The following is a 26,464-nucleotide window of genomic DNA, read 5'->3' as shown; positions in this document are numbered from 1 at the left end:
GACTTAAGATCGATAAAAGCGGCTTAAAGATGGCCGCTTGCTTTGCCTATCCAGCTACCTTCTAATCTTGCAACGCCTGCAGCTTCCAATTGTTTTGCCTGTTTGCTGGTGGCAACACAGGGTACAATCAAGTCGATCCGCTTGGCATTGCAATGGCTTGCAAGATATTCAATGGAGCTCAGCAGCATCTCATCTTCATCCAAGTTTTCACAAATACTGGCTTCTAAACAAATGGCATCAAGTGGGAGTTTTAAGATCCGATTGATGGTAAGAAAACCACTATTCACACCCGTTACTGCAACATTTGCACCTTTTGCTTTTAACGACTGCATCATTAAGCTCATATCGCTGAAGTTTTTTAGCACATCCGTTTCATTAAACTCAAATGTGATGAGTTGTGGCTGCGGGTAACGGCGTAGGATCTGGCTGATATATTCAAAATATTCTGCATCCGCGATTTCACTGTGGCTCAATTGCATGCTCCAAGCATGGTTCGATTTACGAAAACGGGTGATGCATAACTCAAGTAGCTTCATGCTAATTTGTGCGCGGAGTTTTGGTTGCTTCATCACTGGATAAAAATGTTCGGCATCGATGATAGCGCCGCGCTCGTTAAGGACGCGTGCCGTGCAGTGGTACTGAATGTCAGCATGGTCGTGACAAGCTTTACGCGGCGTAAAAAAAGGAATGATGCGGTCTGATTCACACGCGCTTTGCAGTAAACGGGTGAGGTGGAGATTTTTTGATTGTTGCTGGGGGTTTATTTGCAGCTGAGAATCAAAATAACACACTTGGGTATTTTGCTGTTGGGCCTGACGTAGCGCGAGAAAGGCATTTTCAAGTAACAACGCGCAATTGCCTTTAGCAACACCCGCACACAAATTAACGTATAAATGCGGCGCGTCGTATATGGGTTTTGCACAAGGGAATGACTCGGTTAAGTTCGCCAAATAATGCTCACCATTTTCGATGCTGGTAACTAGCGCAATTTTAGAGGTGGTAAGGCGGTAAACCTCAAACGGATGGGTAAACTCGCTAAAGTAGCTCATGACTTTTGCCATAACGTTATCGCCGACTTCCGTGCCATAGAAGCTAATGATATCCTCAAGCTCCTTCACCCATACTACGCTTAAGCATAGGTGTTGCGATTTAGAATATTTAAGTGCTTGCTCAAGGGCTATACGGTTGCCAAATCCGGTGCGGCTATCTGTTGTTAAGGTCTTCTTGTAGTACATAAAGTACAAGCTCACGACAACCAAAAACATCACAAAGAAGAAGCTAGCGTCAATGGCTGCATCCATTACACTTTCTTGTAACCGACTTTCTAAATCGTGAATGGTTAAGTCTGCACCTGCTATATAAGTAGTGCCATCGGGTAGCACAAAAGGAATAAACACACTTTTAAAGTGGCCCCATTTGTCTTTGGCTATTTCAAACACAGGTTCGGTAGAGTGAAAGGCGCTTTTTAGGGTAATCGAAGCCTCGGAATAAACATCTTGATAACGTGTTAGTCGGTTGAGTTTAAGATCTTCTCGGGTGTAACTGGACGCGGTAAAGTGCACGTAAGGTGGTTTAAGCACCATGGTATAGACGTATTCAACATTTAAAGCACGGGCAAGCTCGGTGAGGGCATGGCTTTTTTGTTTAAACTCGGCTGGGGTTATTTGCTCTGGTGACTCGTGATACTTTTTGCCTACAATGACGTTGGCGCTGGTGGCTGCATTGATTAGCTGGGCGTCGATCCTCGCCATGATATCGCGACGCGTATCATAATAGTTGGCGATAACATAAATCGATAGGGCAGCTAAAAAGATAAAAGAGGCTAAAACGAGCCAAGCAACGGGGAGTCGGGAAGTATAACCTGTGAGCCCTAAAAGCGGCGTTGCTTTTGTCGTAGGCTGCTTAGATTTAGCTTTGAGGGGTTGAGCTATACTCCGAGTATTCATGATAATCCTTTATCCACAATATCGCGATTTAACGACGATCAAAATGCCTAACTAGCGTAAGCGTGGCAGCTGCTTTGTTACATAATATAAACAATACAACATAAATTGATGACTTGAGAAGAAATAAAGCAAAAAATTTCCTCACCAATGATCAATAAAATGCATTGTTGCGAGCAAGTCGGTAATATACCGTTTTGTTGGGTTTATGTCCCCATTTTATACCTTATTTTTGACGAGAATGTAAAATAGAAACTAAGGTATTTTTCACTGAACTTTCGTTGGGTTTTCATAAAATTGTCAATGTTTCATGAATTTTAACTAGACAATAGAAGACAATTCCCTTTCTTTACAGTAAAGTTAGCCATTTCATGTATCACAATCTCTTGTGCAATTTGTATCTACTCAATCTCTAAAATGGGTAGGTAAGCTACTGCACCGTTTGATGTTTAGGTAGTATTGATGGGTCCAAAGCGTTGCGCCGTTGCGTCTGAAGAAAGCTTAATGCGTATATTTACCGTGCCTGAGGCGCCTGATTCAACTTTAAGCAGAATCGAGCAAGAAATCTCGAGCAATTTGGCTGGCTTTTTAAATGAGAATATTGCGGCAGTTGAAAAGCCACTGCACGAAGTTGAAAAAGACTTTCAGTCGGCGGTGATCCCCGAAGTGCCGATGTTTGTCTCCGACTATGCGCAAGATATCATGGAGCAATTAGTTGCCCACTCAGTGCATACCGCAGCCCCAAGCTTTATTGGGCATATGACCTCAGCTTTACCGCATTTTGTGTTGCCACTGTCGAAGTTGATGGTGGGACTCAATCAGAACCTAGTCAAAATTGAAACGTCAAAAGCCTTTACTCCGCTTGAACGTCAAGTATTGGGAATGATGCATCACTTGGTTTACGGCAGCGATGATGCTTTCTACGATAAGTGGATGCACAGCGCAAAAACGTCACTAGGTGCTTTTTGTTCGGGTGGCACAATTGCGAATATAACCGCGCTTTGGATTGCAAGAAACCGCTTATTAAAAGCGGATGGTGAATTTAAAGGTATTGGTGCATCGGGTATTGTGGCTGCAATGCTACATTATGGTTACCGAGGCTTAGCGGTATTGGTTTCTGAAAGAGGCCATTATTCGTTGGGTAAGGCCGCAGATGTGCTAGGTATTGGCCGCGATAACTTCATTTCAATCAAAACGGCTGGCAACAATAAGGTTGATGTTGACGCCATGCGAGCTAAAGCTAATGAGCTTGAAGCGCAAGGGATAAAAGTACTGGCTTTGGTTGGTGTTGCTGGGACGACCGAAACGGGTAATATTGACCCTCTAGAAGAGATGGCTGATTTAGCTGAAGAACTCAATTGTCACTTTCATGTCGACGCCGCTTGGGGTGGGGCAACACTACTATCGAATAACAATCGCTACCTTCTGAAAGGGGTGGAGCGAGCAGATTCAATAACCATAGATGCGCACAAGCAAATGTACGTGCCTATGGGAGCGGGTATGGTGTTATTTAAAGACCCGGCGGCATCTGATGCAATTGAACATCACGCCGAATACATCTTACGGAAAGGCTCTAAAGATCTGGGAAGTCATACTTTAGAGGGGAGTCGTCCTGGTATGGCGATGTTAGTGCACGCATGTCTGCGAGTCATTGGTCGTCAGGGCTATGAGATGCTCATTGATAAAGGGATCGAAAAGGCGCGGTATTTTGCTGAACTAATTAAACAAACCCCTGATTTTGAGCTGATCTCTGAACCTGAGCTATGTTTGCTTACTTATCGCTATGTACCTGAGCAAATAAAAGCGGCAATCGCACAAGCGGATGAACAAGAAAAGATAGAGATTTATGCCGCACTCAACCGTTTTACTGCAAGCATGCAAAAGCGTCAGCGTGAAGCGGGCCGCTCTTTTGTTTCTCGAACACGCTTAACGCCAGAGCGATACGACCGCCAACCCACGGTGGTATTTCGAGTGGTTTTAGCCAATCCTCTGACATCAGAGTCTTTGCTTAAAGAAATCATGGACGAGCAACGCCAATTGGCAATGTCAGATCCGGTATTTAAAAAATACCTCGCAAAATATATTAAATAATCCAATGAATAAAGTGGCCTCGCGCCACTTTAATAATCTCAGGCTTATTACCTTTTAGCATTACCTCCTTTACGGATTACTCTACTTATATTCTTATTTCTTACATAATCGTGTGAAAATATTCCAAAACATAGGTTAATTCTAGTATTTAAGACTATGCTTAAAAATTATGGCGCGTTATGCTAGCAGAAAAGAATAAAATCTTCGTATTATGTTGAAGAACTTTAGCAATGTCACTCAGAGGCTTAGGCGGCTCAGCTCGCAAGAGCTTGATGTATCGGGAACATTTCAAAGCTTCCTGATTGATTTACTAGATGAAGGTAAGCTTATCTTAGACGTCACTCGGGTTTCCGTTTGGTTGTTTGATGATCTTGACAAACCTTCTGAGCTTATCAATGTTGCTAATACAGATTGGCAGGGTGACGAGTTACCGGTGCAATTGCCAGCCTTAACATATGAAAACTTCCCCGCTTATTTTTCAGCAATCAACAGTGGTCAATCGATAGATGCGAATGACGCTGCCGCCGATCCCAGAACGTCCGAATTTAAAGAATGTTATTTAACCCCAAACCACATAGTGACCATGTTAGATACGGTGATCTTTAAAAATGGTATTCCTCACGGAGTGGTGTGCTGTGAAGGGAATAATGGCGTACGTACGTGGCACAAAGATGAAATTGCTTTTGCGGAGATGATTGCAGACTGCTGCAGTCGCCGATTACTGGTTAAAGAGTTATGGCAGTTACAGCTGCAACTTACTGACATGGCGTTTAAAGATCCACTCACTGGATTGAGTAATCGACGTTTTTTAATGGATAACGCAAAACGTGAGATCAGTCGTCATGCACGCTTTGATCATCCATTTAGTATGATGATGCTAGACATAGATCACTTTAAAAAAATCAACGATAATCACGGCCATGAAACCGGTGATTTAGTGTTAAAAAGCTTTGCTGAGATCTGCGTAAATACCTTGAGGTTAGAAGATTGTATGTGTCGTTTAGGGGGGGAAGAGTTTATTGTGCTGTTACCTAACACGCCGGTAAATTCAGCGATGGTGATCGCCGAGCGCCTGCGACAAGAAATAGAGCAATCGGTTATCTCTACGCCATCAGGGGAGATCACCATTACATCAAGCTTTGGGGTCGCAGCAGTCAATACCAATTTGCCTTTTGGTCATTCATTAAAAGCCGTTGATCACGCGGTATATCAAGCCAAAGCTGCAGGCCGCAACTGCGTGATCCCCGCGCAATAGAGGTGGCGTTGAATACACTAACCACAATCGCAGCCAATTTGCTATTGCACGTTCAAGTTAGTTGAAGCGTCCGGCTCTGACGCGCTTTACCCTTTGGTTTATCCAATGTCTAAAGCAGTGTGCATAGAGCCATTGCTTGATGCCAGTTAGATTTTTGTGTTGCTGATACAGCGCATCTGGACTTGTATAAAGCCCTAAATCGCGTGTGATACTTTGCTTTTGAATATATGCACCATTTAATGAAAAGCGATTATCGGGTTGCTGTAAACAGGGAGTAGAAATACCAAACCCAGTAAAGTTTTTTGCCATCGGGAAGTGCTGCTGAACCTGCTTAAGGTAGCCGTCATCAATTATGTAACCTTCAAGCTCTATCCAGCGCTCCTCTAGATAAACTTCAACCCAACTATGGATAATACTTTTTGGAGCAAACCACGCCAGTAGGGTAGGAATTAACCCTTGTTTAAGACTGTTGGCTATCTCAAACCCATGAACTCGGGTGGGAATATCACAAGCCCTTAGCAATGCGACCAGTAATGTTCCTTTGGTATTACATTGTCCATAGCCTTGCTTAAGCACTTGGCTTGCAGTTAGTGTATCTGTCTCACTATAACCAAACTCTATGTCGTCTTTGATGAAGTTATAGATTTGCTCCGCTGCTGTGATTTCATCAAGCTGCCGCCAACCTTTTGCTTCTATTAAGCTTTGGATCTCTGAATGTTGATAATCAACTAAAGGGGTAGTTACTAAAAATTGCTTCATGGTTATGCTCCTATTTTGGTAGCAGTGTGATGCAACTTAGGTAACTAAGCTTGAATAAACTGGCTAAGTTTGTGTTTTTAATGCCTCAGTCGGTGTAATGCCAAACTGCCGTTTAAATGTTCGGCTCAAATGAGCGCTATCTGCAAACCCCGCGAACATGGCTGCTTGTGTAAGGTTGTTGCCTTGTTGTATGGCGACAACTGAGCAGATCAGCCTGCGCCACAGCACATAAGGTCGCCATGCTATCCCCACTTGCTCGGTAAACAGGTGTAAAAAGCGACTTGGTGAGAGATAAAGTGATTCGGCAATCGTATTTGCGCTGAAGTGACTGGGTTTAAGGCAAGTTTGTGCATTAAAACAAGTATCTAATTGCGCCAATACACGGTCAATTCGTGGATCTAAATCCGTCGTTGGTAGCTCGGTAAGTCCTACTGTGCGTATTAACTCGACAAGCTTGGCATTGCTATTTGGTGCAGTATTTATCTTGATTGCTGCACAGCCGTTGCTCTGGAGTTGCTTGCCATACACGCTTTTTGGTTCGACTAATATCACCCAGCCTGAGGTCATTTTTAAGCTATGTTCTACGCCACTAGCAATTACGCTTGGGCCAAATAGCGTTTTGTCACCGACTTGCGCGATACAGTCGCTCAAGGGCAGATTAATTTGAATAAGGTGATGTGAATGGCACGCAGCATTCAAGTCTTTGACAAAGGAGGCGAATATACCTGGAGTGAGGTGCAGCATAAAAACAGCCGAGACTTTCGCCTCGGCGAGCAGTATTAACCAGCAAATGCGTCTTGCAGTGGTGGTACAACTTGCTTTTTACGGCTCAGTACGCCGTCTAACCATACTTTGCTAGCTTCAGGCTCAACGTCGTATGCTTTTGCGATGATCGCTTCATCATCAGAAGCGATCAGCATTTGTGAGCCTTCTTTCATGATATCAGTAAGTAGCAGCATCACACTGTGGCGATTACCTTCTTCTTTTAATTTTGCGATATCGGCATGTAGCTCATCTTTGATCTTGTCAAATACAGCAAGATCAACCACTTCAAGCTGGCCAATACCAACAAGGTTGCCATTCATATTAAAGTCTTTGAAATCACGCATGACCAGGTCACGAATTGGTGTGCCTTCAACTGCTGATTTCACCTTGAACATTTCCATGCCAAGCTCTTTAGCATCATCAACACCCGCGATTTTTGCAAGTGCTTCAACACATTTGATATCCGCAGTAGTACAAGTTGGTGATTTGAAGATGACTGTGTCGCTTAGGATTGCACACATCATGATGCCAGCAATATTTGCTGGGATTTCTACATCGTAGAAGTCGTACATCATTTTAATAATCGTGTTACTACAGCCAACAGGGCGGATCCAACACTCAAGTGGTGTTGAAGTTGTAAGGTCGCCTAGTTTGTGGTGATCAACTACGCCAACTACAGTTGCTTTATCGATGTCGTCTGGTGCTTGCGTTTTTTCAGTGTGGTCAACGATATACACATCTTCGCCAGCATAGCTCATCTTAAGCTCTGGTGCTTCAAAACCAAAACGGTCAAGAATAAACTGAGTCTCCGGTGAGACTTCACCCAAACGCGTTGGGATTGCTTCTTCACCAATTTGGTTTTTTAAATAAGCAAGTGCGATTGCACCGCAGATTGAATCTGAATCAGGGATCTTATGACCCACTACATACATTGCCATTGACGGAACTCCTTAAAATTTTGCCCACATTCTAGCAAAATAACTTGTCATTTAAATAGTGTAAATGCGCAATTTGGCGTAGATAGGGGATGGTAACGACAGATTGTTGAACTAGGCGAAATAGCCTCGGTGAGCAAGGGCTAATTGAGCATGTATAAATACAAATTAGTATTATACACTAACCGTTCAAACGCTTAGGAGATAGGTATGATTCAAATGAGCCGTAAGGCGTGGAATAACGTGGTGATCTTTTCCATGTTACTGATGATCTTTTTTCTCAACGGTCTCCACTATAAATTGAATCCCAGCGACGATAAAGCAAAGATTCAAGCTGTGCTACCAGAGCAAAGCTTTGTCTTAACCGTGGCATTTCCTGGCTATAAAATTGAACGCATTGGTACAAGCTGGCGTATCGAGTTACCGCAAGGCTCAAACCAGGCCTTTAGCGAAGATGCCTTAGGTGCGCTTGTCGCCAAGTGGCAAAGTTTACAGCTATTGGTTGTTGAGGCGCCAAAGCAGTTGGAGCCCGCGTTGAGCGCTGCGCAGTTTTGGCTAGCAACTCAAGAGCTTCCCCTTAGCTATCAGCTGTATCCTAGCGATAATGGCTTTGTATTATTTGATAAACAACAACAGCGTTGGTTTGAGCTTGATAGTGTGCAAGCCAAAGCATTATTTCTACCGATAGAATTGTAATACCACACAGTAATAGAGTGAATTATGCCTGAGTTACCAGAAGTCGAAGTGAGCCGTTTAGGCATTCAACCATATTTAGAGCAACATATTATCCAAAGCGTAAAAGTGCACAATGGTAAGCTGAGATGGCCTGTACCAGAGGAAGTACAATTGCTCGAAGGTGAGAGGGTGCTTGCGGTTAAGCGACGGGCAAAATATTTGCTTATCGAATCCAAGCATGGCACTGCGATTTTGCACTTGGGGATGTCAGGAAACTTACGTGTTGTTGATAGCAAAGAGCCACTAAAAAAGCATGATCATGTGGAGATCATTCTGGCCTCAGGTAAGTCGCTCAGATTGAACGACCCGCGTCGCTTTGGTGCCTTCTTATGGCAAGGTGCAGGCGAAGATCATAGCGTTTTTGAAAAGCTGGGTCCTGAGCCGTTGACCGAGCTTTTTACAGCAGAGTACTTATTTGAAAAAAGCAGAGGCAAAAAGCAGCCGATTAAACAATTTGTTATGGATAATCATGTGGTGGTTGGTGTGGGTAATATTTATGCCAATGAATCTTTGTTTAAAGCAGGGATCCATCCCAAAAAAGAAGCAGGTAAAATTTCACTTAAACGCTACCAATTACTGACACCGATCATCAAGGAAACCTTAAGTGCAGCTATCAAACAAGGGGGAACGACACTTAAAGACTTTGCTCAAAGTGATGGTAAGCCGGGTTACTTTGCTCAAGAGTTACTGGTGTATGGTCGCAAAGGTGAGCCTTGCGTAAGCTGCGAAACGCCATTAAAAGAAATACGTCTAGGGCAACGCAGCACAGTGTATTGCGCTAAGTGTCAGCGCTAGAGCAAAGTGCAGGCTAGGAGCCTGCGGTTTTAAAGTCTATTTTAACTTGGTTTTCTTGTAGCGTTGCTGAGCAAGGGGGGTAACTGCGGGTTGTTTTATACACGCGATCAAAGATATGAATTTCAACCCCTGAATGAAGCGCTTTGTTTGCTGCAAGTTTCGTGTTGTCGAGCAAATCGTGTAAGTCGTGATCAAGCTGGCTGAGCTTTTGCTCAAGGTGCTCGGCTTGCTGGCAGTAGTGCATCTGTGTTGCGCCAATTTTAGTTTTGAGTTGTTGCTTTTTAGCTGCGTCTTTTACTAACTCTGCTTTTTCAATCGCTTGCTGTAGTTGATCTAAAGAATCATTGGTGGCGGCGACTTCTTTGAACAGGGTGTCGGTTTCTTGGGTGATTTTAAGGCCTTTGCGTGCAAGATAAATCATCATCTTAGCGCCAGACTCACTGCCAATCTCTCCCGCTACCACCATTTGCGCATCTATGATTGAACCACCTATTAACTTGCCACTTGGATGATCGCCAGTGCCAACTTGTATCAGCTTTTGCGCTTTAATATCGCAGTGGTTACTCTGCTTATTGATAATAATGTTATCGCCTTCAAGGTAAGTATATTGTCCATGGGCAATCTCAATATTGCCTTTGGCGATAAGCTTGCAGGTTAAGCCTTGCTCATTATTTTGATGGTCGACATGGCCGATCACGCCACCTCGTACCTCAATATGACCACCTGCAATAAGTTCTCCAGATTCCACCGTGCCGAGCACTGTGATATCGCCTTGTGCAGTCACGTGCATACCCGGCTCCACATTATGGGTAACTATAACGCTGCCATTAAAGTCGACATGACCACTTTTTACTGTGACATCGGCAATCGTAAATACATCATCCACGCGCATACCGTTGGCGATATCAGAGGGGCAACCTGCAATGGTTGCGATAAGCTCTAGTGGGTTGTTGGGGTTGATCTCGGTGCCTTCACCCGCCATAAGCTGGAATGATTCGCCGGGCTTTGCTTCAATACTTTCACCACTAACCGTAAAGCCTTCTTTACCTGGTGTTGCGGGCTTTTGAGTGACCAGTAAATCACCCGGCGCGACGCTTGCGAGCTTGCCAAAATCACGCATGTCAACGGTGCCATCTTCACGCATTCTAGGTTGTTTGAGTCTCTCTTTTAAAGTTTGTACATGCGGCAGTAATTTTGCTGACTGGCCGTCTTGTGGTGGTCGGCCTTGGGCGATTAATCCAGATGCTTCTTCGCCAGGTGGAAGTTCAAACTGTTTGCGCAGGATATTTTCTAGGTAAGCTTGCTTATAACCACGGCTGACGCCTGCTTTAACAATGGCTTTTTTTGCCTCTTCTAATGATACGGCTTTACCACCACGAGCCGTTTTAAGTTGCCCAAAGGCCTGCATTTTATCGTCACTTAAGGTGACTTCAAATTCGGCATCATGTTGTTTAGCAACGACGATTTGGCTCTCTGGAAAGTCGCTCTGGAAAAAGGCATTAATCGAGTCGTGATCAATTTCACAGTCGGCAAATTGTGATTTTTCAAGGGCTTCAATCACAAACGCAGCACTTGGCGGTGAAGCAGACTTCACATCCATTAAGATATTGCCATTGTGCGCAAGCTTGAACACGATAACTGCCTCGTTGAATTTTTATCCTATAGTTTCAGCTTGCTAAATAAACATCAATTGGTCAAGTGCTTAGGCCAATTTTCTTACGTTAATATGGGTTAAGTTAAAAAATAGAAATAAATCGTGATTTTCTAATACTTTCAGGTGAATAAAAATCAGCGTGCTTAAAAATGTGTGGGCTTATCACGCGCTTCTTGCAGCAGGATTTTAATTGCTTCAGGAACAACCTTTTTCTGTGTTGAAATCGCATAAAAATACTCATAAATATTAGGTAGTTCCTGATATTGCTGTAGCACCCCTTGGGCTATTTCGTCTTTTACTACTACGGCAGGTAAAACGGCCACCGCGCCACTATCTCGTGCCAGTAGTCGCATCATCGCCATATCGTCGACCTCTGCCAAAATATTGGGGAAATACTGATACTGAGCGCACAGCGCATTAAATGCGGTGCGTAAATCTGAGTTGGCAGGTGGCAAGATCCAGCGTGTTTTTTCAAAGCCTTGCGGAAATGGCGTGCTTGGCTTGAGGGCAGGCGGACCAATGATCGCCAGCGGTTGCTTGGCAACTAGTTGGCACTGCCAATAGGGATCTGAAGTATCTAGGTTTATTGTTCGGTTGGTAAGCACTAAATCCAGCTCATAATTGGTTAAGCCGTTGAGTAGCTCTGAAATACTGCCTGACTTTAATTTAAATTGCACATCGCTGCGCCGCATCAAAGGGCTAATAAAAGCTTCTACAAAGTTACGTGACAGAGTGGTCAACACCCCAATAGTTACATGGGTGGTTGACTGTACGCCTTTGCTTAGCAAGGCTTCGAGTTCTTGCCCCGTGGTAAAAATATCATCGGCATAGCTCAGCACCTTTTTACCCTGATCGGTGAGCATTAGGCTGCGGCCTACGCGCTCAAATAGTGATACCCCGACATTGTGTTCCAACTGTTTGATTTGCGCAGAGAGCGCAGATTGCGAAACATGTAATTCTTTAGCGGCTTGAGTCAGGTTTCCGAGCTTGGCAACCTGCCAAAAGTAGTAAAGGTGGTGATAATTAAGTCGGCTCATCTATATATAAGTAAAACAGAACGAATAGTTAAATTATATCTATTTTTATTAAATTAAAAAGGTTGGAATAATGACCTGATTCAAGACTTAGGTGAGAAGCATAGAAAGTGATGATTAATATCTTAGTGGTGTTGTTGCTATTACACTTTTTGATTGCTGCGTCTTTCATGAGCAAAGCGTCTCGTAGTAACGCTGGGTTATTTCGTATCGCGAACGGTTTTGCTATTGGTGTGGCAATTTGTATCGCTTTTGGCTGGGGGAGTTGGGCAACACAAGGTGATACTGCCAGTAGCCTGTTTGAAATAAACTTTTTACGGCTTAGCGTGGTGTCATTGATTGGCTTTATGAGCTTTATTTTACTGCGTTACTCTATTCACTATTTACATGGTGAAAAACACCGAGGCCGCTATTTTCGCTATCTACTCACGACATTACTGAGCGTGACTATTGTGGTGCTCAGTAATCACTTAATCCTATTTTGGTTGGCTTGGGTTGGCATTAGTTTGAGCCTACACCGTCTACTGCTGTTTTATCCTAACCGCCCGAGAGCGGCATTGGCCGCACACAAAAAGTTTATTTTGGCGCGCTTGGCAGAAAGTGCATTGCTGGGGGCTTTTATTTGTATCTACCTCAGCACTGGCATGCTCCGGCTTAATGACATCACCGACTATTACTTAACTCACTCAACGACACTGACTGTGCTAGAGCAATCAGCAGCTGGCTTACTCGCAATTGTGGCGCTGATAAAATGCGCGCAACTGCCAGTGCATGGCTGGTTGATGCAAGTGGTTGAATCACCCACACCGGTAAGTGCGCTGCTGCATGCAGGGATCATTAATCTGGGTGGTTTTTTGGTGATGGTGTTTGGCCCTTTGATTTTACGCGTAGAAGCTGCGAAATGGCTGATCTTGATCGTGGCAGGAATAACGACATTATTGGCCGCGCTTATCATGACAACGCGGATCAGTTTAAAAGTGCGCTTGGCTTGGTCAACCTGTGCACAAATGGGGTTGATGCTAGTGGAGTGTGCTTTGGGGCTATATGAATTAGCGCTGTTACACTTATTGGCGCATTCAGCCTACAAAGCCCACGCATTTTTAAACTCAAGCCAGTGGATCCATGAAGATTTGACTCGTCGCTTGAGCGACCAGCTTGAACCGCCCTTATGGCAATGGCTTATTGCACTTGTCGTGGCAACTGGCCTCACGACAGCTGCTGCAGTCGTCATTGAATATCAAGGTCCTATCAGTATTTGGGGATTAATGGTTGGCGCATTAACGGTGTGGCTAGCACTGCGTTTTGAGGCGCAAGCCCCTAGCAGCTATTTTAGAATCATCACCGCAGCCGTTGTGTTGTTGGCAGCCTATAGTGCGCAAAAATGGCTATTGTACTTGGTGGTCGCGCTACCAAATGATCTTAGAGCGCAAGCACTCGATGGTGCTGATATTTGGTTGCTCAGCTTAGTAGTGTTACTCATCGTAGTAAATTATCTGCTCTATTACCGCGCACATTTGGTAACGGTGCAAAAACTCTCTCGGGTGTTGTATGCCGGCCTGTACTTAGACGAGTGGATGACGCGATTAACCATATTACTTTGGCCCGTCCATTTGCCAAGTATTAAAAAGCAGAAACACCTAGCCATTCATCGCTATGCTGCAGGGTACGAGGAGCAGAAGTAATGATAGACATACAAAATAACAAACAGACTCAGCTATCCAAGCCGCAACAGCAACAACTCCTGAGCGCAGAAACACGCATTGCGCCAACTTGGCCACTCGATCAATTGATCGCAGTGAATCCATTTTGGGGAATGCGCGATCTGCCCTTTGATGCGGTGGTCAATAAAATGAGTGCGTTGGCACAGGTTAGAATGCTGATGCCCGTGGCATTTTATCTTGAAAAATGGCAGCAAGAGGCGATTTCAGAGCAAGCATTGCAGCAATCTGCGGCACATTATGCGGTGGATCGCAGCACCAATGCGCTACTTAATTGGCTCAAAAAAAGTCACTGCGGCGAGTTGCCACATTGGCATACATTAGCGGATTTACTTGACCGTTATCGCTCAGAGCATAAGATGCCATGGCAAGAGGAGATCAGCCACCAAATTAGCCAATTTTGCGCCGCGCATTATCAGCAGGTGCAGCCTATTCTCAAACAAACCCAAGGTGAGGATAAACTCTGTTTGTATCGCCACTGGTATGAAACCGTATCGCGAGACTTGGGGATAAGCATCGTCATGGGGGAGTCGGGCTTAGTGGATTACTTTAAGGCTTTGCCAACGTCTCCTGAGTCTTTAATTGCACTCGCTGTCGACACCTTAGAGATTGGTTTTAATGAGCTGAGTGATTATGCACACATGCTACTGTTAGATATTAATGGTTGGGCATCTTGGGCGGCTTATGAACGCTGGCAAGCAGATCTTGCCCAGCATCCGGCTTCCGATATGCGTGCGCTACTGGCAATTCGAATGGCGTGGGAGCTGGTGATTTGGCGTTATGTGAGTGAGCGCCATCCAACGACCTTTACTCGTATTCAATACCATTGGAACAAGCAAAAGCAGCAACTTGCTGAGATTGTGATTGAACATAAAAAGGCATTGTTGCCGCGCCTGGTATTTCAGCGGGCACTCGAGCTCAGTTATCAAGTCACTTTAGTGGGGCAGCTAAAGACTCAGCAGGTAAAATCTGAGGAGGCTCGTGAGCAAGCTACACCAACCTTACAAGCGGCTTTTTGTATTGATGTGCGCTCAGAGGTGATCCGCCGTGCGTTAGAAACTCAAAACGCAGGCATTCAAACCATAGGCTATGCTGGTTTTTTTGGCCTACCTATTGATTATCATGCTACTAACTGCCGTTTTAGTCGGCCACAGTTACCCGGATTATTAAAAGCACCAATCACCGCAATACAAACGCCCGCAACCCAGCACCTTGCCACAAAACGGCAGCAAGCTGGCCGTTGGCATAGCTGGTCTCACTCTGCGGCTGCTTCATTTTCGATGGTGGAGTCGATGGGGATGAGTTACTTTTATCAGCTATTTAGCAAAGTGTTTTCACTGCAAAAAACTCATCATCCCGTCGATAGTCATATTGATTCAAGAAAGTGGCAATTAAAACAGGGCGAACACGAAGTTACTGTTTTGGAGCAAGCTAAACTCGCAGCTGGCATAGTAAAAGGGATGGGACTGACTGAATTTGCTGATACAGTCCTATTGGTTGGCCACGGAGCACATACCACCAATAATTTACATGAAGCTGGACTGCAATGTGGTGCATGTGGCGGCCAATCGGGAGAAGTGAATGTTAAAGTACTCGCGCAACTTCTTAATGACCAAGCGGTACGCGCAGAATTAATCGCGCTAGGCATCGCTATTCCGTCGCAAACCCGTTTTGTTGCAGCGCTACATAATACCACCACTGAAACAATTACCCCCTATGGCGAAATAGATACAGAGATAACCCGCTGGTTAAAGCAGGCAGCGCATCTGGCTCGAGTAGAGCGCGCTCATACACTCGTGATAACTGGTAAAGAATTATCTGAGCAGCAATTAGAGCAGCGATTTATAGCCCGTACTAAAGATTGGTCTCAAGTCAGGCCGGAATGGGGCCTTGCCAACAATGCAGCATTTGTGGTCGCGCCGAGACAAGTTACGCAGGGTGTTGACTTGCAAGGCCGAGTCTTTTTGCATGAATACAGCGCGGAGCAAGACCAAGACTTTAGTCAGTTAACAGCTATTTTAACCGCCCCTATGCTCGTCACTAACTGGATCAATATGCAATATAACGCTTCGGTAACCGATATCCACAAATACGGCAGTGGTAACAAGGTGTTGCATAATGTAGTGGGGGGGAGAATAGGAGTGTTTGAAGGCAATGGCGGAGATTTGCGAATTGGCCTGCCAATGCAATCCGTTCATAACGGTGAAAAATGGATGCATACCCCACAACGTTTGAGCGTAATTGTACAAGCACCAACCGAAGCACTAGAGCAAATCATGGCAGCACACCCAGTTGTAAAACAATTGGTAGAAAACGAGTGGCTTTATCTTCTGTCTATTTCGCCTAACTGTAATGAAGTTAGACGATTTGATAACAGGAAGTGGGAACTTCTTTGAATTCAAACGAAACTCGTTGCAACTTAACAAGTTATTGTGCAGAGTATTGCAGAAATTAAAAGGTGTGGCTGGACGCTACGTAAACTAGACGACCTCCTAGCCACCGACATTGGACTGTTTATACAAGGAGGCTGCTAGTGGCTTTTGATTATGGCTCTATTGATTTAGGGCTTAAAAACCCATTTAAAACGGAAGGTAAAATCACAGCTATTCGTGGTGCAATACAAACTATTGCTGGAATTGCATTACTGGTGATTGCCGCCAGCTCCGTTAAGAGCGATGCGGGTATGGGTTGGATCATCATGCTATTTGGCATGTTGATTTTAGGCTTTGGGATCACTTCTCTTGCAAAAGGAATATATGCAACGCTGCGCTTTTTTGTGGGTCGTAACCATCCCACCTCTTTAGCTTATAACTTCAGTAAATCAGAAACTTCAACTGCCAAGCAAGAAAAGGCTGATGTCGCTTATGCGGCGAAAACGCTAGAAGAAATGTTGATTGGCCGAAAGAATAGCACTTTTGTAGAGCCTAAGGGATTCTTATCGCGTTTACTTCACAGCATTGCACCTAAATTACTCTTTCTCCCTTATCCTATCAGAAATATGAGCCAACGCTTATTTGGTGCATGGGTGAGTACATTAACCGCACTTGTGCTTTATGGCGTGGTGGCGTTTGTATCGCTGTCGGGCTTTGCCGGTGATGCTGGGGAGCTGACTTTTCCAATCTATAGCACCTTACTGATGATATATATTTTGTCATGCTGGTATAGCGCGGCTAAACCGATTTCACGCAAAGCGGAACATGCTATTGAATCTTTGGGGAGTGCGACCCTCACTAAAGTGATTTCGCTCTCTTTTGTGCTACCAATCTTGATAGGTCTAACTTTGTCTTACATCATGGATGAAGGAAAGTTAAGTAAAGCCAATATTGAGCTCTTTTTTGCGCCGTTACCTAGTCTTCATACTTGGGCTTATCTCACAGGCGTTATCGTGCTTGCACTTGGCTGTAGCGCCATTATTGCTGTTATGCTTAAAGCGCGTTTAGACAAAGTAAACCCAGTGGTTGAAGTGTCTGAGTTAAGAGAAAACTGGCAAGAATCAGTACATCCAAATGAGATATTTATTAACTTAGACAACTTGGTGATGGCTAATCGCCGATATAAAGAAGTACCAAACCGAGTTTATCGTGAGCTAGATCCCAGCTTGCAAGAACAAGTTGATGGTAAAGGTGGCTTTAAAGGCGAAATGATCCAAGAAGTACAACCTAAAGTAATGCCTTTAGATTTAGGTAAATCATTTGAACGCTTTAGGTTTTTATCCTTGCTCGGTGGTAACTTACTGCTGCTAGTAACTCTTGGATTAAGCGTCTTTTTTGCTTATGCCGTAGTAGATATTTACCACTATGTAACGAGCGCCAATATCAGTAATTTTTCTAGTGCCTTCAGCGAAGAAAACATCGCGTCATTTAGCGCCGTTGTGATGGTAGCCGTACATTTACTGCTAAGTGGCCTATTGATTAAATCGTTTGCATCAATGCTAACCAATGCTGCACACGTATTCTATGCCGAGATGCAGTTTGAATCTCTGCTGGTTTATTTTAAATGTGAAGGGACATTTACTGAGTCTAAAATATCAACAGGTACTGGCATTCACGATTCTACACGCTCTGAAAATACGCTAGTACGCAGCAGTATTACCCCTTGGGTAGTGGTGTCGAGAATAGTATCAACGACCTTCGCTGCAACGGGCATGAAAAACCTAGAGCACCCAAGACATATTTTAGAAATGCATAAAGACGATGCACAGCTAAGCGACATCCGTAAAGATGTGATTAGCTTCTTAAAAGACCGAGAATCCATCGCCGCAATTACCAGCGAGCGCGATTTAGGCAATGCCTCACAAGTGTACCAACTCAATCAGCAAACGAGAGCGGTGGATCAAAACCACCAACTGCGTGCAAGTAGTGATGAAGCCGGCGCCTATCTGCGCCGAGAAGAAGCACTCGAAAATAAAGAAGAGTAAAATGAAAATGCCACCCTCGGGTGGCAATCTAAACATTTAAAAACTCAAAAACTTACTGAAAAGAAACCGCTCAAAAATGCCTGTTTTCCCACCAAACTGCCCACCACTTGTCTATGGCTTTTACTAAATCTTAGTGGTGCTCCTTGGCTATGACTACGGAAAAACAGTGCCGTTTTTATGCTGCTGTTAGGACTTAAAAATAGAGGTTTTGAAGGGCTTTATCGAGCGGGATTTCCGTCAACATAATTTGGCTATTTTTTTACTGGTTCTATGCGATAGTGATGAGTCAGCAGAAAACTCACCTAGCCTGAAGTGGACATTATGGTGTCCATTTCAATAGAAATAAGCTCAATATGGATACTATGGTATCCAATAGAGGTAAGACTGAGTGTCCGAATATCAGGTATCAAGGTCTACAGATTGTTACCTTTGAAGTAACTTTATGTAGACCTCGGGGGCTAAGCAACGCGCTTTTACCATCTCTGAGGTAAATACTGCGTGAAATACAAAGGCATTACGATTTTGGTTTGTTCTAACGCTGATGAGCCTTGTGTACCAGTTAACTTAAAAGTTTTACTTGGTGCACATTTTTCAACATAAGATGCCAACGATTTTGCCCTTGTACGGTTACCACTTTTGACTTCAACAGGGATGATATCGCCTTCATCGGTTGCCAAAATAAATTCGATTTCGGCGCGGGCGTCATTCCATGAGTAACTTGGGTCAACGCCGATGGCTGTGAGCTCTTGCTGCACGAAGTTTTCAGCCACGTAACCTTTGTATTCATAGCTTTGTTGCTTAATCTCTTTATAACTGCTGCCTAGCATATGATTAAGCAGCCCCACATCAAATAGAAACAATTTAACCATATTTTCTTTTTTATAGGCCGCTAGTGGCGATTTTGGCAATCCTTCAACAGGGTAGTTTGGCAAAGCTAAACGGCAGCAATGAAGCCAATGGATCGCGGTTTCAAAATCGCTATAACGAGATTTACGCTCATGCACATGTTTAAATTTAAAGCGTTTAACGGACTCATCGCTGACAAGTGATAGCTGCGCTGGAATGCTATTAAACACAGATTCAATTAGTTTAGCATCGACCTTGCCTGCGTACTTACCAAAATCGCGGCGATAACCTGCAACTAAATCGGCATGAATTTTTGTGACTTTTTCAACCCGCTCTAAAATGCTTGAATCTTTAAACTGATACCAAGCAGAAACGGCTTCCGGCATACCACCGGTAAAAAAGTAATCTGTTAGTTTATCCATCAATTTAGTGTGCACCGCAGGTGTGCTTGCTTGACTGTCAAACGCTTTGATCAGCGCTTGCTCGTTTGATGCATAAATAAATTCTTGGAAGGTCAGTGGTCGTAAATTGTATTGTTCTACCTTGCCCACAGGGAAGGTGTTGAGCAAACCAATATTTGAACCGCTGGCAGCGACAAAATAGGAGGGGGCTTTCTCGGCAAAGTACTTAAGTGAGGTAACGGCACGCTCACATTCGCCAATTTCATCTAATATCAGCAGATCGGTTTCTGGGTTGAACACCTGATTGGTCAAAAGCTCAATGTTCATTATTAGCTCGTCAGGTGAGAGTGAGCCATCGAACGCTTCTTTGTAGGCGGGATTTTCAAGAAAGTCGATACGAAGGATGTTGGCAAAGGTGTTACCAAACAACTCTTGCAGCAGATAGGTTTTACCTGTTTGTCTTGCGCCATCGATTAATAATGGCTTGCGTACAGATTGGTTTTTCCATGCCATTAAGGCGCTAAGTAAGTTACGCTGCACTGTTATTTCCCGCCAATTAAGATTGTTAACTGCCTGTAGTATAACTCAGTCTACACTTTTACGCGCAGAAAAGTGTGATAATTTACATTTTTATGCGCGTAAAAGTGTTGTGGCGTTCTAATTGAGCAAGACTTTCCCTTTTTGAGAAAGCTTTTGGCACTCATCCCTTGGGCTTTTGGGGCAGTATGGGCAAAGCCTTAATTCACGCCACTTAGGCACACACTAACCCTGCCCACAGAGCATTTATTGTTTTGGGCACTATCTACAAACTGGGGCAAGTAGCGACTTGTACCCTCAGAAAGCTGCACGATCTGGGCATTTATCTGCCTACTGCGTCCGTTTAGTACTGGCAAACTCCTAACTGAACTTAACAGATTAGTGAGGAAGCAAACGATGAACCCAACTACACAATCATCCACCACATCAACACACCCAGCGCGTCAGCAGCGGATTTTGCGCTTGCCCGAGGTAAAGGCCAAAACAGGCTTTGGCCACAGTACCATTTATGCCCTGATGGCCAGCGGTGAATTTCCACGTTCCATTCGTATTGGTGCGCGTGCCGTGGGCTGGTTAGAAAGCGATATCGACCAGTGGATTGAAACCCGCCGTATCGGTGCTGCTTATGGCCATGGATAAACCATCAGCATTAAACCAATTATCTGCCAGTGATATGCCTAGCAACGAGCCAAAATTACCAGCTGGTTTTGCCTATAACGCGCAAAACTGGCTGGTGATGCAACCGGCTGGGCAAGATAGCCCAGTTAAAATCTGCTCCTGGTTGCAAGTAGCTGCTCGTACTCGCGATCCACAAGGGGACAACTACGGCTATTTATTGCACTGGTTAGACGATGACAATCGCCATCGCTACTGGGCTATGCCAGCAGAACTATTGGCCGGAGACGGCAGCGAGTACCGCCGAATCCTACTCAGCCGAGGCATGCGGCTAAGCAACAGTGTCAAAGCGCGGCAGTTGCTCTCGTTGTTTATTCAACAAATGGGCGAGCTGGCCACGCAAAAGGCCATTAGCGTGAACTGCATTGGCTGGCATCACCACGCTTATGTGCATCCGCGCCTCACCTTTTACCCAAGCGAACACAGCGATAACCCGCGCATGGTGCTGCAAACCATGCACCCGATAGAAGGCTTTATTCAACAAGGCAGTAGCGATAGCTGGCGGCAGCACGTTGGCCGTTATTGTCTGGATAACCCGCTATTAATTGTTGGTGTCTGCGCTGCGCTGGCTGCACCCCTATTGCATTTGTGCGGGGTGGATGGTTTTGGTTTACACCTCTACGGTGCCAGCAGTACTGGTAAAACTGCGGCGCTGTATCCGGCATTATCGGTGTGGGGCGAACCTAATCAACTGCGCCACAGTTGGCGTGCCATGGCCAACGGTTTAGAAGGTACAGCATTAGCGCATAACGATGCCTTGCTGGCGCTCGATGAAATGGGCGAAGTTGACCCAAAAGAGGCCGGCGATGTCGCTTATATGCTTGCCAATGGCCAAGGTAAAACCCGTGCAGGCAAATACGGTGAAATGCGCTTACCCGCCCGTTGGCGTTTGGTGTTTTTATCTACTGGCTAAGTGACGCTCGAAAGCCATCTTGCCAGTATCGGCAAACGCGTAAAAGCCGGCCAGCAAGTGCGCGTGATTGATCTCAGTGCCGATGCCGGTGCGCAAATGGGCGTGTTTAACCAGAGTCATGGTATGAACGCCGCCGATTTAGCCGATCATCTAAAACAGCAAAGTCGCCAACACTACGGCTGCTTGGCCTTGGACTGGTTACGGTATTTAACGCAGCACAGCGCACAGGTGCGACCCGTTTTCCAAAACGTACGCCAACGTTTTTTAACCGGCTTACATCCCGAGTCAGACGGCCAAGTGCGTCGGGTCGCCGAAAAGTTTGCCTTGCAGGCTAGCGCTGGGTTGTTAGCCATTCAAGCCAAAGTACTTGATTGGCCAACCCAAAGTGTCGAAGCCGCCTGTTTAAGCCAGCTAAACCAATGGATACTTGCACGCGGTGGTGTGGCCGCCAATGAAGACCAACAAGCCATTCGCCAGGTGCGCAGTTTTATTGAGCAGCATGGCGAAAGCCGCTTTACGCCCAAACAAACCGGTTACAGCAGCCAAGTGCGCCAGCGTGCGGGTTGGCTTGATACTTCTGGCCCACAAACCCTCTACCTGTTTTACCCAACCGGCTGGCGTGAAGCTACCGAAGGCCTCAGCCCAGATCGCGCCGCCAAAGCACTAATGGCCGCAGGCTACCTAATCCCCGATGGTAATCGGCCACAGCGCAAAGTCAGCCTGCCCGACAACACCCGCCCACGCATGTACTGCGTTAAAGGCAGCATCTTGGATGACTAAAAAGCCGATGAATCCTTTGTAGGCTTGTCGCCTTGCAGTACATCGCCAATCAACATAAATAGCTAGCGATGATTGAAGTCCAACACAGACAATACCGCTAGTGTACTGGTTGTGTACTTGCTGTGATTGGTGATCGCCATTGCACTGAATGATGGAAAATAATCTTGTGATCTAATCAGTAGATGATAAGATATCGGGCATGTATAAATGAACAGTTATCAAGGTCCGTGTAATGGAAGAGCTTAAATTTGGGTTTAATTCTCACGATATACCAGTAACGCTGGTTAACAATACATCGCCAAACGATGCTTGCGCGTCGTTTTACTTTCGTCACGATGGTGAGTACTATCTGCTTTGGGTTGAGCACCAAAAAGTTGAGTATCGAGAGAGTGATGACTTACCAAGATATGCCATAAGCTGCGCCATCAACGAAGGGGATGATGAAAATCCCGAAATTTATCGCGACACATCCAAAAACGATATTTTTAGATCCGATGACGTTAAAGACTTGATCGCTTATTTCCATTCTTAGGTTTCATCTTCAATTTTTGTTAGTAGAGAAATATGAAAAACCTCAAACAATCGCGCTGCGTGATTGGCATTAAAGGGCAAATGCCCGACCCCGATTTCCCCGTTGATATCTGGTTCGATTCGCTGAAATCGGTGGCCAATGTGCTGTCGAAAGAAAATCAGCAGTTGTTAAAAGTAATCGCCGAACAACAGCCGAAATCGGTCACTGAGCTGGCCATGCTGACAGGCCGGGCGGTCAGTAATGTGTCGAGAACATTAAAAACATTGGGCAAGTACAACTTAGTTGAAATGCAAAGTACAAAAAACATGCTTCGCCCTACCGTCACCCATCAAGAATTTTTAGTAGTAGTTAATAATGAACAATAAAACCAACGTCCTTCTACAAGCAGAAGAAATGATTAAGCCCATAGCACTTGAGCATGTGCCACAAGACAGTGACGTTGAAGCGGTAATTGATCAATGGTTACACGCCATTGCGACCGATAGCCAGTTTTACTGTAATCCAGAAGTCAGCAAGCCAGAACAGCTCAAAGAGCGTGTAATCAGCCTGCTACAGCAAAATGGTTTATACACAACAAGAGACGCGTTCTTTAATGAGGTATTCGGAGCTTTAAAGCTAAAGCCTGATTTTGACGCTAAGTTTCGTTTTATCGACTTATTCGCAGGGATCGGTGGAGTTCGACTCGGTTTTCAACAAAATGGCGGCATATGTGTTTTTTCTTCTGAATACGATAAGGCAGCTCAAAAAACATATAAAGATAATCACGGAGAATTTCCTTTCGGTGATATAACTAAAATACCTGAAAATGAAATACCTGAACATGATGTATTGTTGGCTGGTTTCCCTTGTCAACCATTCTCAAATGCTGGAGTGTCAGCAAGAAATTCGGTTGGTAAGAAGCATGGATTTCTTTGTGAAACTCAAGGCACACTTTTCTTTGATGTAATGCGTATAGTTGACGAGCGAAGGCCTAAAGTTGTTTTTCTTGAAAATGTTAGGAATTTAGAAAGACATGATAAAGGTCGTACTTTTCAGACTATAAAAGATACCATAGAAAAAAGTGGTTATAGTTTTTTTTACAAAGTGATTGATTCTAGCTCAGTAGTTCCTCAGCGAAGAGTTCGTTGTTATATGGTCGCTATTCGATCTGATATACCTAAGGATTTTTGTTTTCCAGAGTTTGGTGGTGATCCAAAACCTCTTAGGTCAATACTTGAAGACTCCGTAGATGAGAAATATACCATTTCAGATAAATTATGGCTTGGCCACATAAATAGAACAAGAAGAAATTTAGAAAGAGGAACTGGTTTTACAGCTCATACAGCAAATTTAGATAAACCATCAAATACAATTGTTGCTCGTTATGGCAAGGATGGAAAAGAATGTCTTATCCCCCAGGAAGACAAAAATCCTCGGCTTCTTACACCGAAAGAGTGTGCCAGACTGCAAGGATTTCCTGAGGAGTTCATTACTCCCATTGCTCGTACACCGGCTTACAGGCAATTTGGTAATTCAGTCGTTGTTCCAATTATTCAGGAAATAGCAAAAAAAATTAGAAGGGATATCCTATGAGCTTCCAAACATACTGTGACTTGATTCGTGATGATCAGAAAGTAAAAGCAGAGAAAACATTATTACTAACATATACAAACTCTAAGGGTGAGGCATTCAGTATATCGCCTGAGAGTATCAAACTTTTTATTTCTTTTTTGTTAGATAATTATGGTGTGGTTCATTCTGCATGGGATAAGGTGCCAACTAGAAAAGATTACATTTATCAATATGAAGAGAAATCATATCGAGAAATATATAAAACAGCATCAGATGAAGAGTTAAAAATCATATCTTCCACAGGAAGGAGTCAAACAAAGGCACTAACAAAGCTAATTTCGAAATTGATTGGATTTCTAACTGAATCAACATATGAATCACCGGAAGTAAATACTTTTTTTGAAGAGGATCGCCTACGATTGGCTCTTGAAAAGTGGGGTGATTTTGTAGGAATGAACTCATCGAATAAAAAAAATCTATCGAAATTGAATATAAAAAATCAGTTCAGATCGTGGATGATAAATAAAGGGCTGTCTGAAAGAACTGCATCATCTTATTCTGGGGCAGGTATCAATTATTGTGATAAGTTCATAAATAAAATTGGCGTAAATGTAAACAGTTTTTATCAATTAAAATCTGGACAAGTGTTGGACGCGTTAAGGGAGCTTGAGCAAGTAGCTGAATGGTTGCAAGCCGATAAAAGTGGTAATTCTATGTATAGTGCAGCTTGCAAAAAACTAGCTGAGTTCTTGGCTGAAGAGCATTCCAATTCATATACTAGCTTATCCAAACCCTTCCTTCTTCTCGCAGGCATCTCAGGCACAGGTAAAACCCGCTTTGTGCGTGAGCAAGCTAAGACGTCTGGTAGCTTGGATGAAACTTATTGTTTGGTCTCAGTCCGCCCAGATTGGCACGAACCGAGTGACTTGCTGGGTTATGTTTCACGCCTTGGCCAACAACCTCAATATATTGCCACCGACGTGCTGCGCTTCATCGTTCGCGCTTGGAAGGCCATTATTAAATCAATTGACTTTGATGCGAATGGTAAAGCTATTGATTGGACAGGTCGTGATTTACACGACATTCCGCCCTACTGGCTTTGTTTAGATGAAATGAATTTAGCGCCAGTAGAGCAATACTTTGCAGACTACCTGTCTATTTTAGAAACGCGCTGTTGGAATGACCCTGATGCATTAGTAAACTCTGGACGCGATTATATCTACCAATGTGATCCACTACTCGGAGCAGATGTTTTCAAAGATTTAGATAGCAACTCTGGAGAAGCCCACAACTCAGAAAAGATCAACGTAAAACCATCTACTCTTTTAGCCAAAGATCTTGGCTTAGATTTAACAACACCGCTAGAAAAAGACATTTGGGCTTACTTTTTAGAACACGGCATCAGCATGCCATTCAACTTGATTGTTGCAGGCACGGTGAATATGGATGAAACCACTCACGGCTTTTCACGCAAAGTGATTGACCGAGCGCTGAGCTTTGATTTTGGCGCGTTTTTCCCTAATGACTATAACGACTTTTTCACCCCAACTAGCTGCAATAAACGCCTTAGCTATCCTATTTGGTCAAACGCCTGCACAGCGGATTTAGCTGATACGTTTGATGTTGATGGCACAAAAACCGTTGCGTTTTTATCGGCCGTTAATGCCGTGCTAAAAAATACACCGTTTGAATTGGCATTTCGTGCGCTCAATGAACTTCTTCTCGCGGTTGCTAGCAGCCAACCACAAGATGACCTGACTCTAAAAGCTGTATGGGACGACTTTATGATGTGTAAGGTTCTGCCGCGTATCGAAGGCGATACCGACAAACTCACCACATCCGATGGTAAGGATTTGTTGGTTAAACTGAGCACTGTGTTGGCAGACCAGTTAGCTCCCATTTGGCTGGCGTCTGACACAGACGAAACCAATCAACGCCCTGACTTGTATCGTGAGAAAATCGTGGCCGATGGTGCTACTGATGAGGAAAAAGTACTGCGTATACCTTGCCGTTCAAAAGCTAAGTTGAAGTGGATGAGCGAGCGATTAGTCAGTGCCACCTTCACCAGTTTCTGGCCTTAATGGGTTGGTGTTGTTTGATGCTTTTTGCAATGAATGCAACCCATAGA

The 26,464-nt window shown here is 44.3% G+C and carries 19 protein-coding genes and 1 pseudogene; 13 read left to right on the top strand and 7 right to left on the bottom strand.

Annotated features, from left to right (window positions below; translation table 11 throughout):
- Nucleotides 1–23: 23 nt before the first annotated feature.
- On the bottom strand, nucleotides 24–1,946 hold the full coding sequence (locus DS891_RS16460) for an EAL domain-containing protein (RefSeq protein WP_174170375.1): 1,923 nt from the start codon (nucleotides 1,944–1,946) through the stop codon (nucleotides 24–26).
- Nucleotides 1,947–2,405: 459 nt separating this feature from the next.
- Here DS891_RS16460 and panP point away from each other — a divergent pair, with 459 nt between their 5' ends.
- Complete coding sequence (gene panP, locus DS891_RS16455; protein ID WP_174170374.1) at nucleotides 2,406–4,034, top strand: pyridoxal-dependent aspartate 1-decarboxylase PanP; 1,629 nt, start codon at nucleotides 2,406–2,408, stop codon at nucleotides 4,032–4,034.
- Between the two features lie 211 nt (nucleotides 4,035–4,245).
- Nucleotides 4,246–5,289 (top strand): sensor domain-containing diguanylate cyclase, encoded by a 1,044-nt coding sequence (locus tag DS891_RS16450; protein WP_010605727.1) that lies wholly within the window; start codon nucleotides 4,246–4,248, stop codon nucleotides 5,287–5,289.
- A gap of 57 nt (nucleotides 5,290–5,346) precedes the next feature.
- Here DS891_RS16450 and DS891_RS16445 read toward each other — a convergent pair whose 3' ends face one another.
- The 3 genes from DS891_RS16445 to DS891_RS16435 all read right to left on the bottom strand — a co-directional run bounded on the left by DS891_RS16445 (nucleotide 5,347) and on the right by DS891_RS16435 (nucleotide 7,751).
- Nucleotides 5,347–6,048 (bottom strand): transglutaminase family protein, encoded by a 702-nt coding sequence (locus tag DS891_RS16445; RefSeq protein WP_174170373.1) that lies wholly within the window; start codon nucleotides 6,046–6,048, stop codon nucleotides 5,347–5,349.
- A 63-nt stretch (nucleotides 6,049–6,111) separates the two neighbouring features.
- Entirely contained in the window at nucleotides 6,112–6,792 is a 681-nt protein-coding gene (locus DS891_RS16440; protein ID WP_174170372.1) for a helix-turn-helix transcriptional regulator, read from the bottom strand.
- 35 nt (nucleotides 6,793–6,827) lie between these two features.
- On the bottom strand, nucleotides 6,828–7,751 hold the full coding sequence (locus tag DS891_RS16435) for a manganese-dependent inorganic pyrophosphatase (protein WP_010605724.1): 924 nt from the start codon (nucleotides 7,749–7,751) through the stop codon (nucleotides 6,828–6,830).
- Nucleotides 7,752–7,958: 207 nt separating this feature from the next.
- Between DS891_RS16435 and DS891_RS16430 the strand changes: the two genes are divergently transcribed.
- Nucleotides 7,959–8,444: a hypothetical protein gene (locus DS891_RS16430; RefSeq protein WP_174170371.1), complete on the top strand. Its 486-nt coding sequence runs from the start codon at nucleotides 7,959–7,961 to the stop codon at nucleotides 8,442–8,444.
- Between the two features lie 24 nt (nucleotides 8,445–8,468).
- Nucleotides 8,469–9,278 carry a bifunctional DNA-formamidopyrimidine glycosylase/DNA-(apurinic or apyrimidinic site) lyase gene (mutM, locus tag DS891_RS16425; protein WP_174170370.1) on the top strand — a complete coding sequence of 270 codons (810 nt, stop codon included), beginning with the start codon at nucleotides 8,469–8,471 and terminating at the stop codon, nucleotides 9,276–9,278.
- A 13-nt stretch (nucleotides 9,279–9,291) separates the two neighbouring features.
- Here the strand turns inward: mutM and DS891_RS16420 are convergent, their stop codons facing one another.
- Together DS891_RS16420 and DS891_RS16415 are read right to left on the bottom strand one after the other, a co-directional pair.
- On the bottom strand, nucleotides 9,292–10,911 hold the full coding sequence (locus tag DS891_RS16420) for a DUF342 domain-containing protein (protein WP_174170369.1): 1,620 nt from the start codon (nucleotides 10,909–10,911) through the stop codon (nucleotides 9,292–9,294).
- A 164-nt stretch (nucleotides 10,912–11,075) separates the two neighbouring features.
- Nucleotides 11,076–11,969 carry a LysR family transcriptional regulator gene (locus DS891_RS16415; protein ID WP_174170368.1) on the bottom strand — a complete coding sequence of 298 codons (894 nt, stop codon included), beginning with the start codon at nucleotides 11,967–11,969 and terminating at the stop codon, nucleotides 11,076–11,078.
- Between the two features lie 110 nt (nucleotides 11,970–12,079).
- On the opposite strand from DS891_RS16415, the gene DS891_RS16410 reads away from it, so the two are divergent.
- From DS891_RS16410 to DS891_RS16400, 3 genes are all read left to right on the top strand, one after another.
- Complete coding sequence (locus tag DS891_RS16410; protein WP_174170520.1) at nucleotides 12,080–13,648, top strand: NADH-quinone oxidoreductase subunit L; 1,569 nt, start codon at nucleotides 12,080–12,082, stop codon at nucleotides 13,646–13,648.
- Entirely contained in the window at nucleotides 13,648–16,080 is a 2,433-nt protein-coding gene (locus tag DS891_RS16405) for a YbcC family protein (RefSeq protein ID WP_174170367.1), read from the top strand. The genes DS891_RS16410 and DS891_RS16405 overlap by 1 nt, the downstream gene beginning before the upstream one ends.
- Nucleotides 16,081–16,217: 137 nt before the next feature.
- Entirely contained in the window at nucleotides 16,218–18,101 is a 1,884-nt protein-coding gene (locus DS891_RS16400) for a hypothetical protein (protein WP_174170366.1), read from the top strand.
- A gap of 473 nt (nucleotides 18,102–18,574) precedes the next feature.
- Here the strand turns inward: DS891_RS16400 and DS891_RS16395 are convergent, their stop codons facing one another.
- Nucleotides 18,575–19,888: an AAA family ATPase gene (locus DS891_RS16395; protein ID WP_174170365.1), complete on the bottom strand. Its 1,314-nt coding sequence runs from the start codon at nucleotides 19,886–19,888 to the stop codon at nucleotides 18,575–18,577.
- A gap of 393 nt (nucleotides 19,889–20,281) precedes the next feature.
- Between DS891_RS16395 and DS891_RS16390 the strand changes: the two genes are divergently transcribed.
- From DS891_RS16390 to DS891_RS24395, 6 genes and pseudogenes are all read left to right on the top strand, one after another.
- Nucleotides 20,282–20,524 carry an AlpA family transcriptional regulator gene (locus DS891_RS16390; RefSeq protein WP_174170364.1) on the top strand — a complete coding sequence of 81 codons (243 nt, stop codon included), beginning with the start codon at nucleotides 20,282–20,284 and terminating at the stop codon, nucleotides 20,522–20,524.
- Nucleotides 20,511–22,253, top strand: a pseudogene (locus DS891_RS24855) (DUF927 domain-containing protein). The gene DS891_RS16390 and the pseudogene DS891_RS24855 overlap by 14 nt, the downstream one beginning before the upstream one ends.
- Nucleotides 22,254–22,485: 232 nt before the next feature.
- Nucleotides 22,486–22,785 carry a hypothetical protein gene (locus DS891_RS16380; protein ID WP_174170363.1) on the top strand — a complete coding sequence of 100 codons (300 nt, stop codon included), beginning with the start codon at nucleotides 22,486–22,488 and terminating at the stop codon, nucleotides 22,783–22,785.
- Nucleotides 22,786–22,817: 32 nt separating this feature from the next.
- A complete protein-coding gene (locus DS891_RS16375) occupies nucleotides 22,818–23,150 on the top strand; it encodes an ArsR family transcriptional regulator (protein ID WP_174170362.1) in 333 nt (110 codons plus the stop codon).
- A complete protein-coding gene (dcm, locus tag DS891_RS16370) occupies nucleotides 23,140–24,357 on the top strand; it encodes a DNA (cytosine-5-)-methyltransferase (RefSeq protein ID WP_174170361.1) in 1,218 nt (405 codons plus the stop codon). Before DS891_RS16375 ends, dcm begins: the two co-directional genes overlap by 11 nt.
- A complete protein-coding gene (locus tag DS891_RS24395) occupies nucleotides 24,354–26,417 on the top strand; it encodes an McrB family protein (RefSeq protein WP_217448659.1) in 2,064 nt (687 codons plus the stop codon). Before dcm ends, DS891_RS24395 begins: the two co-directional genes overlap by 4 nt.
- Nucleotides 26,418–26,464: the final 47 nt, after the last annotated feature.

This window comes from Pseudoalteromonas sp. JC28, assembly GCF_013319255.1.
Taxonomy (GTDB): Bacteria; Pseudomonadota; Gammaproteobacteria; order Enterobacterales; family Alteromonadaceae; genus Pseudoalteromonas.
This window is presented reverse-complemented; position numbering and strand designations above follow the sequence as displayed.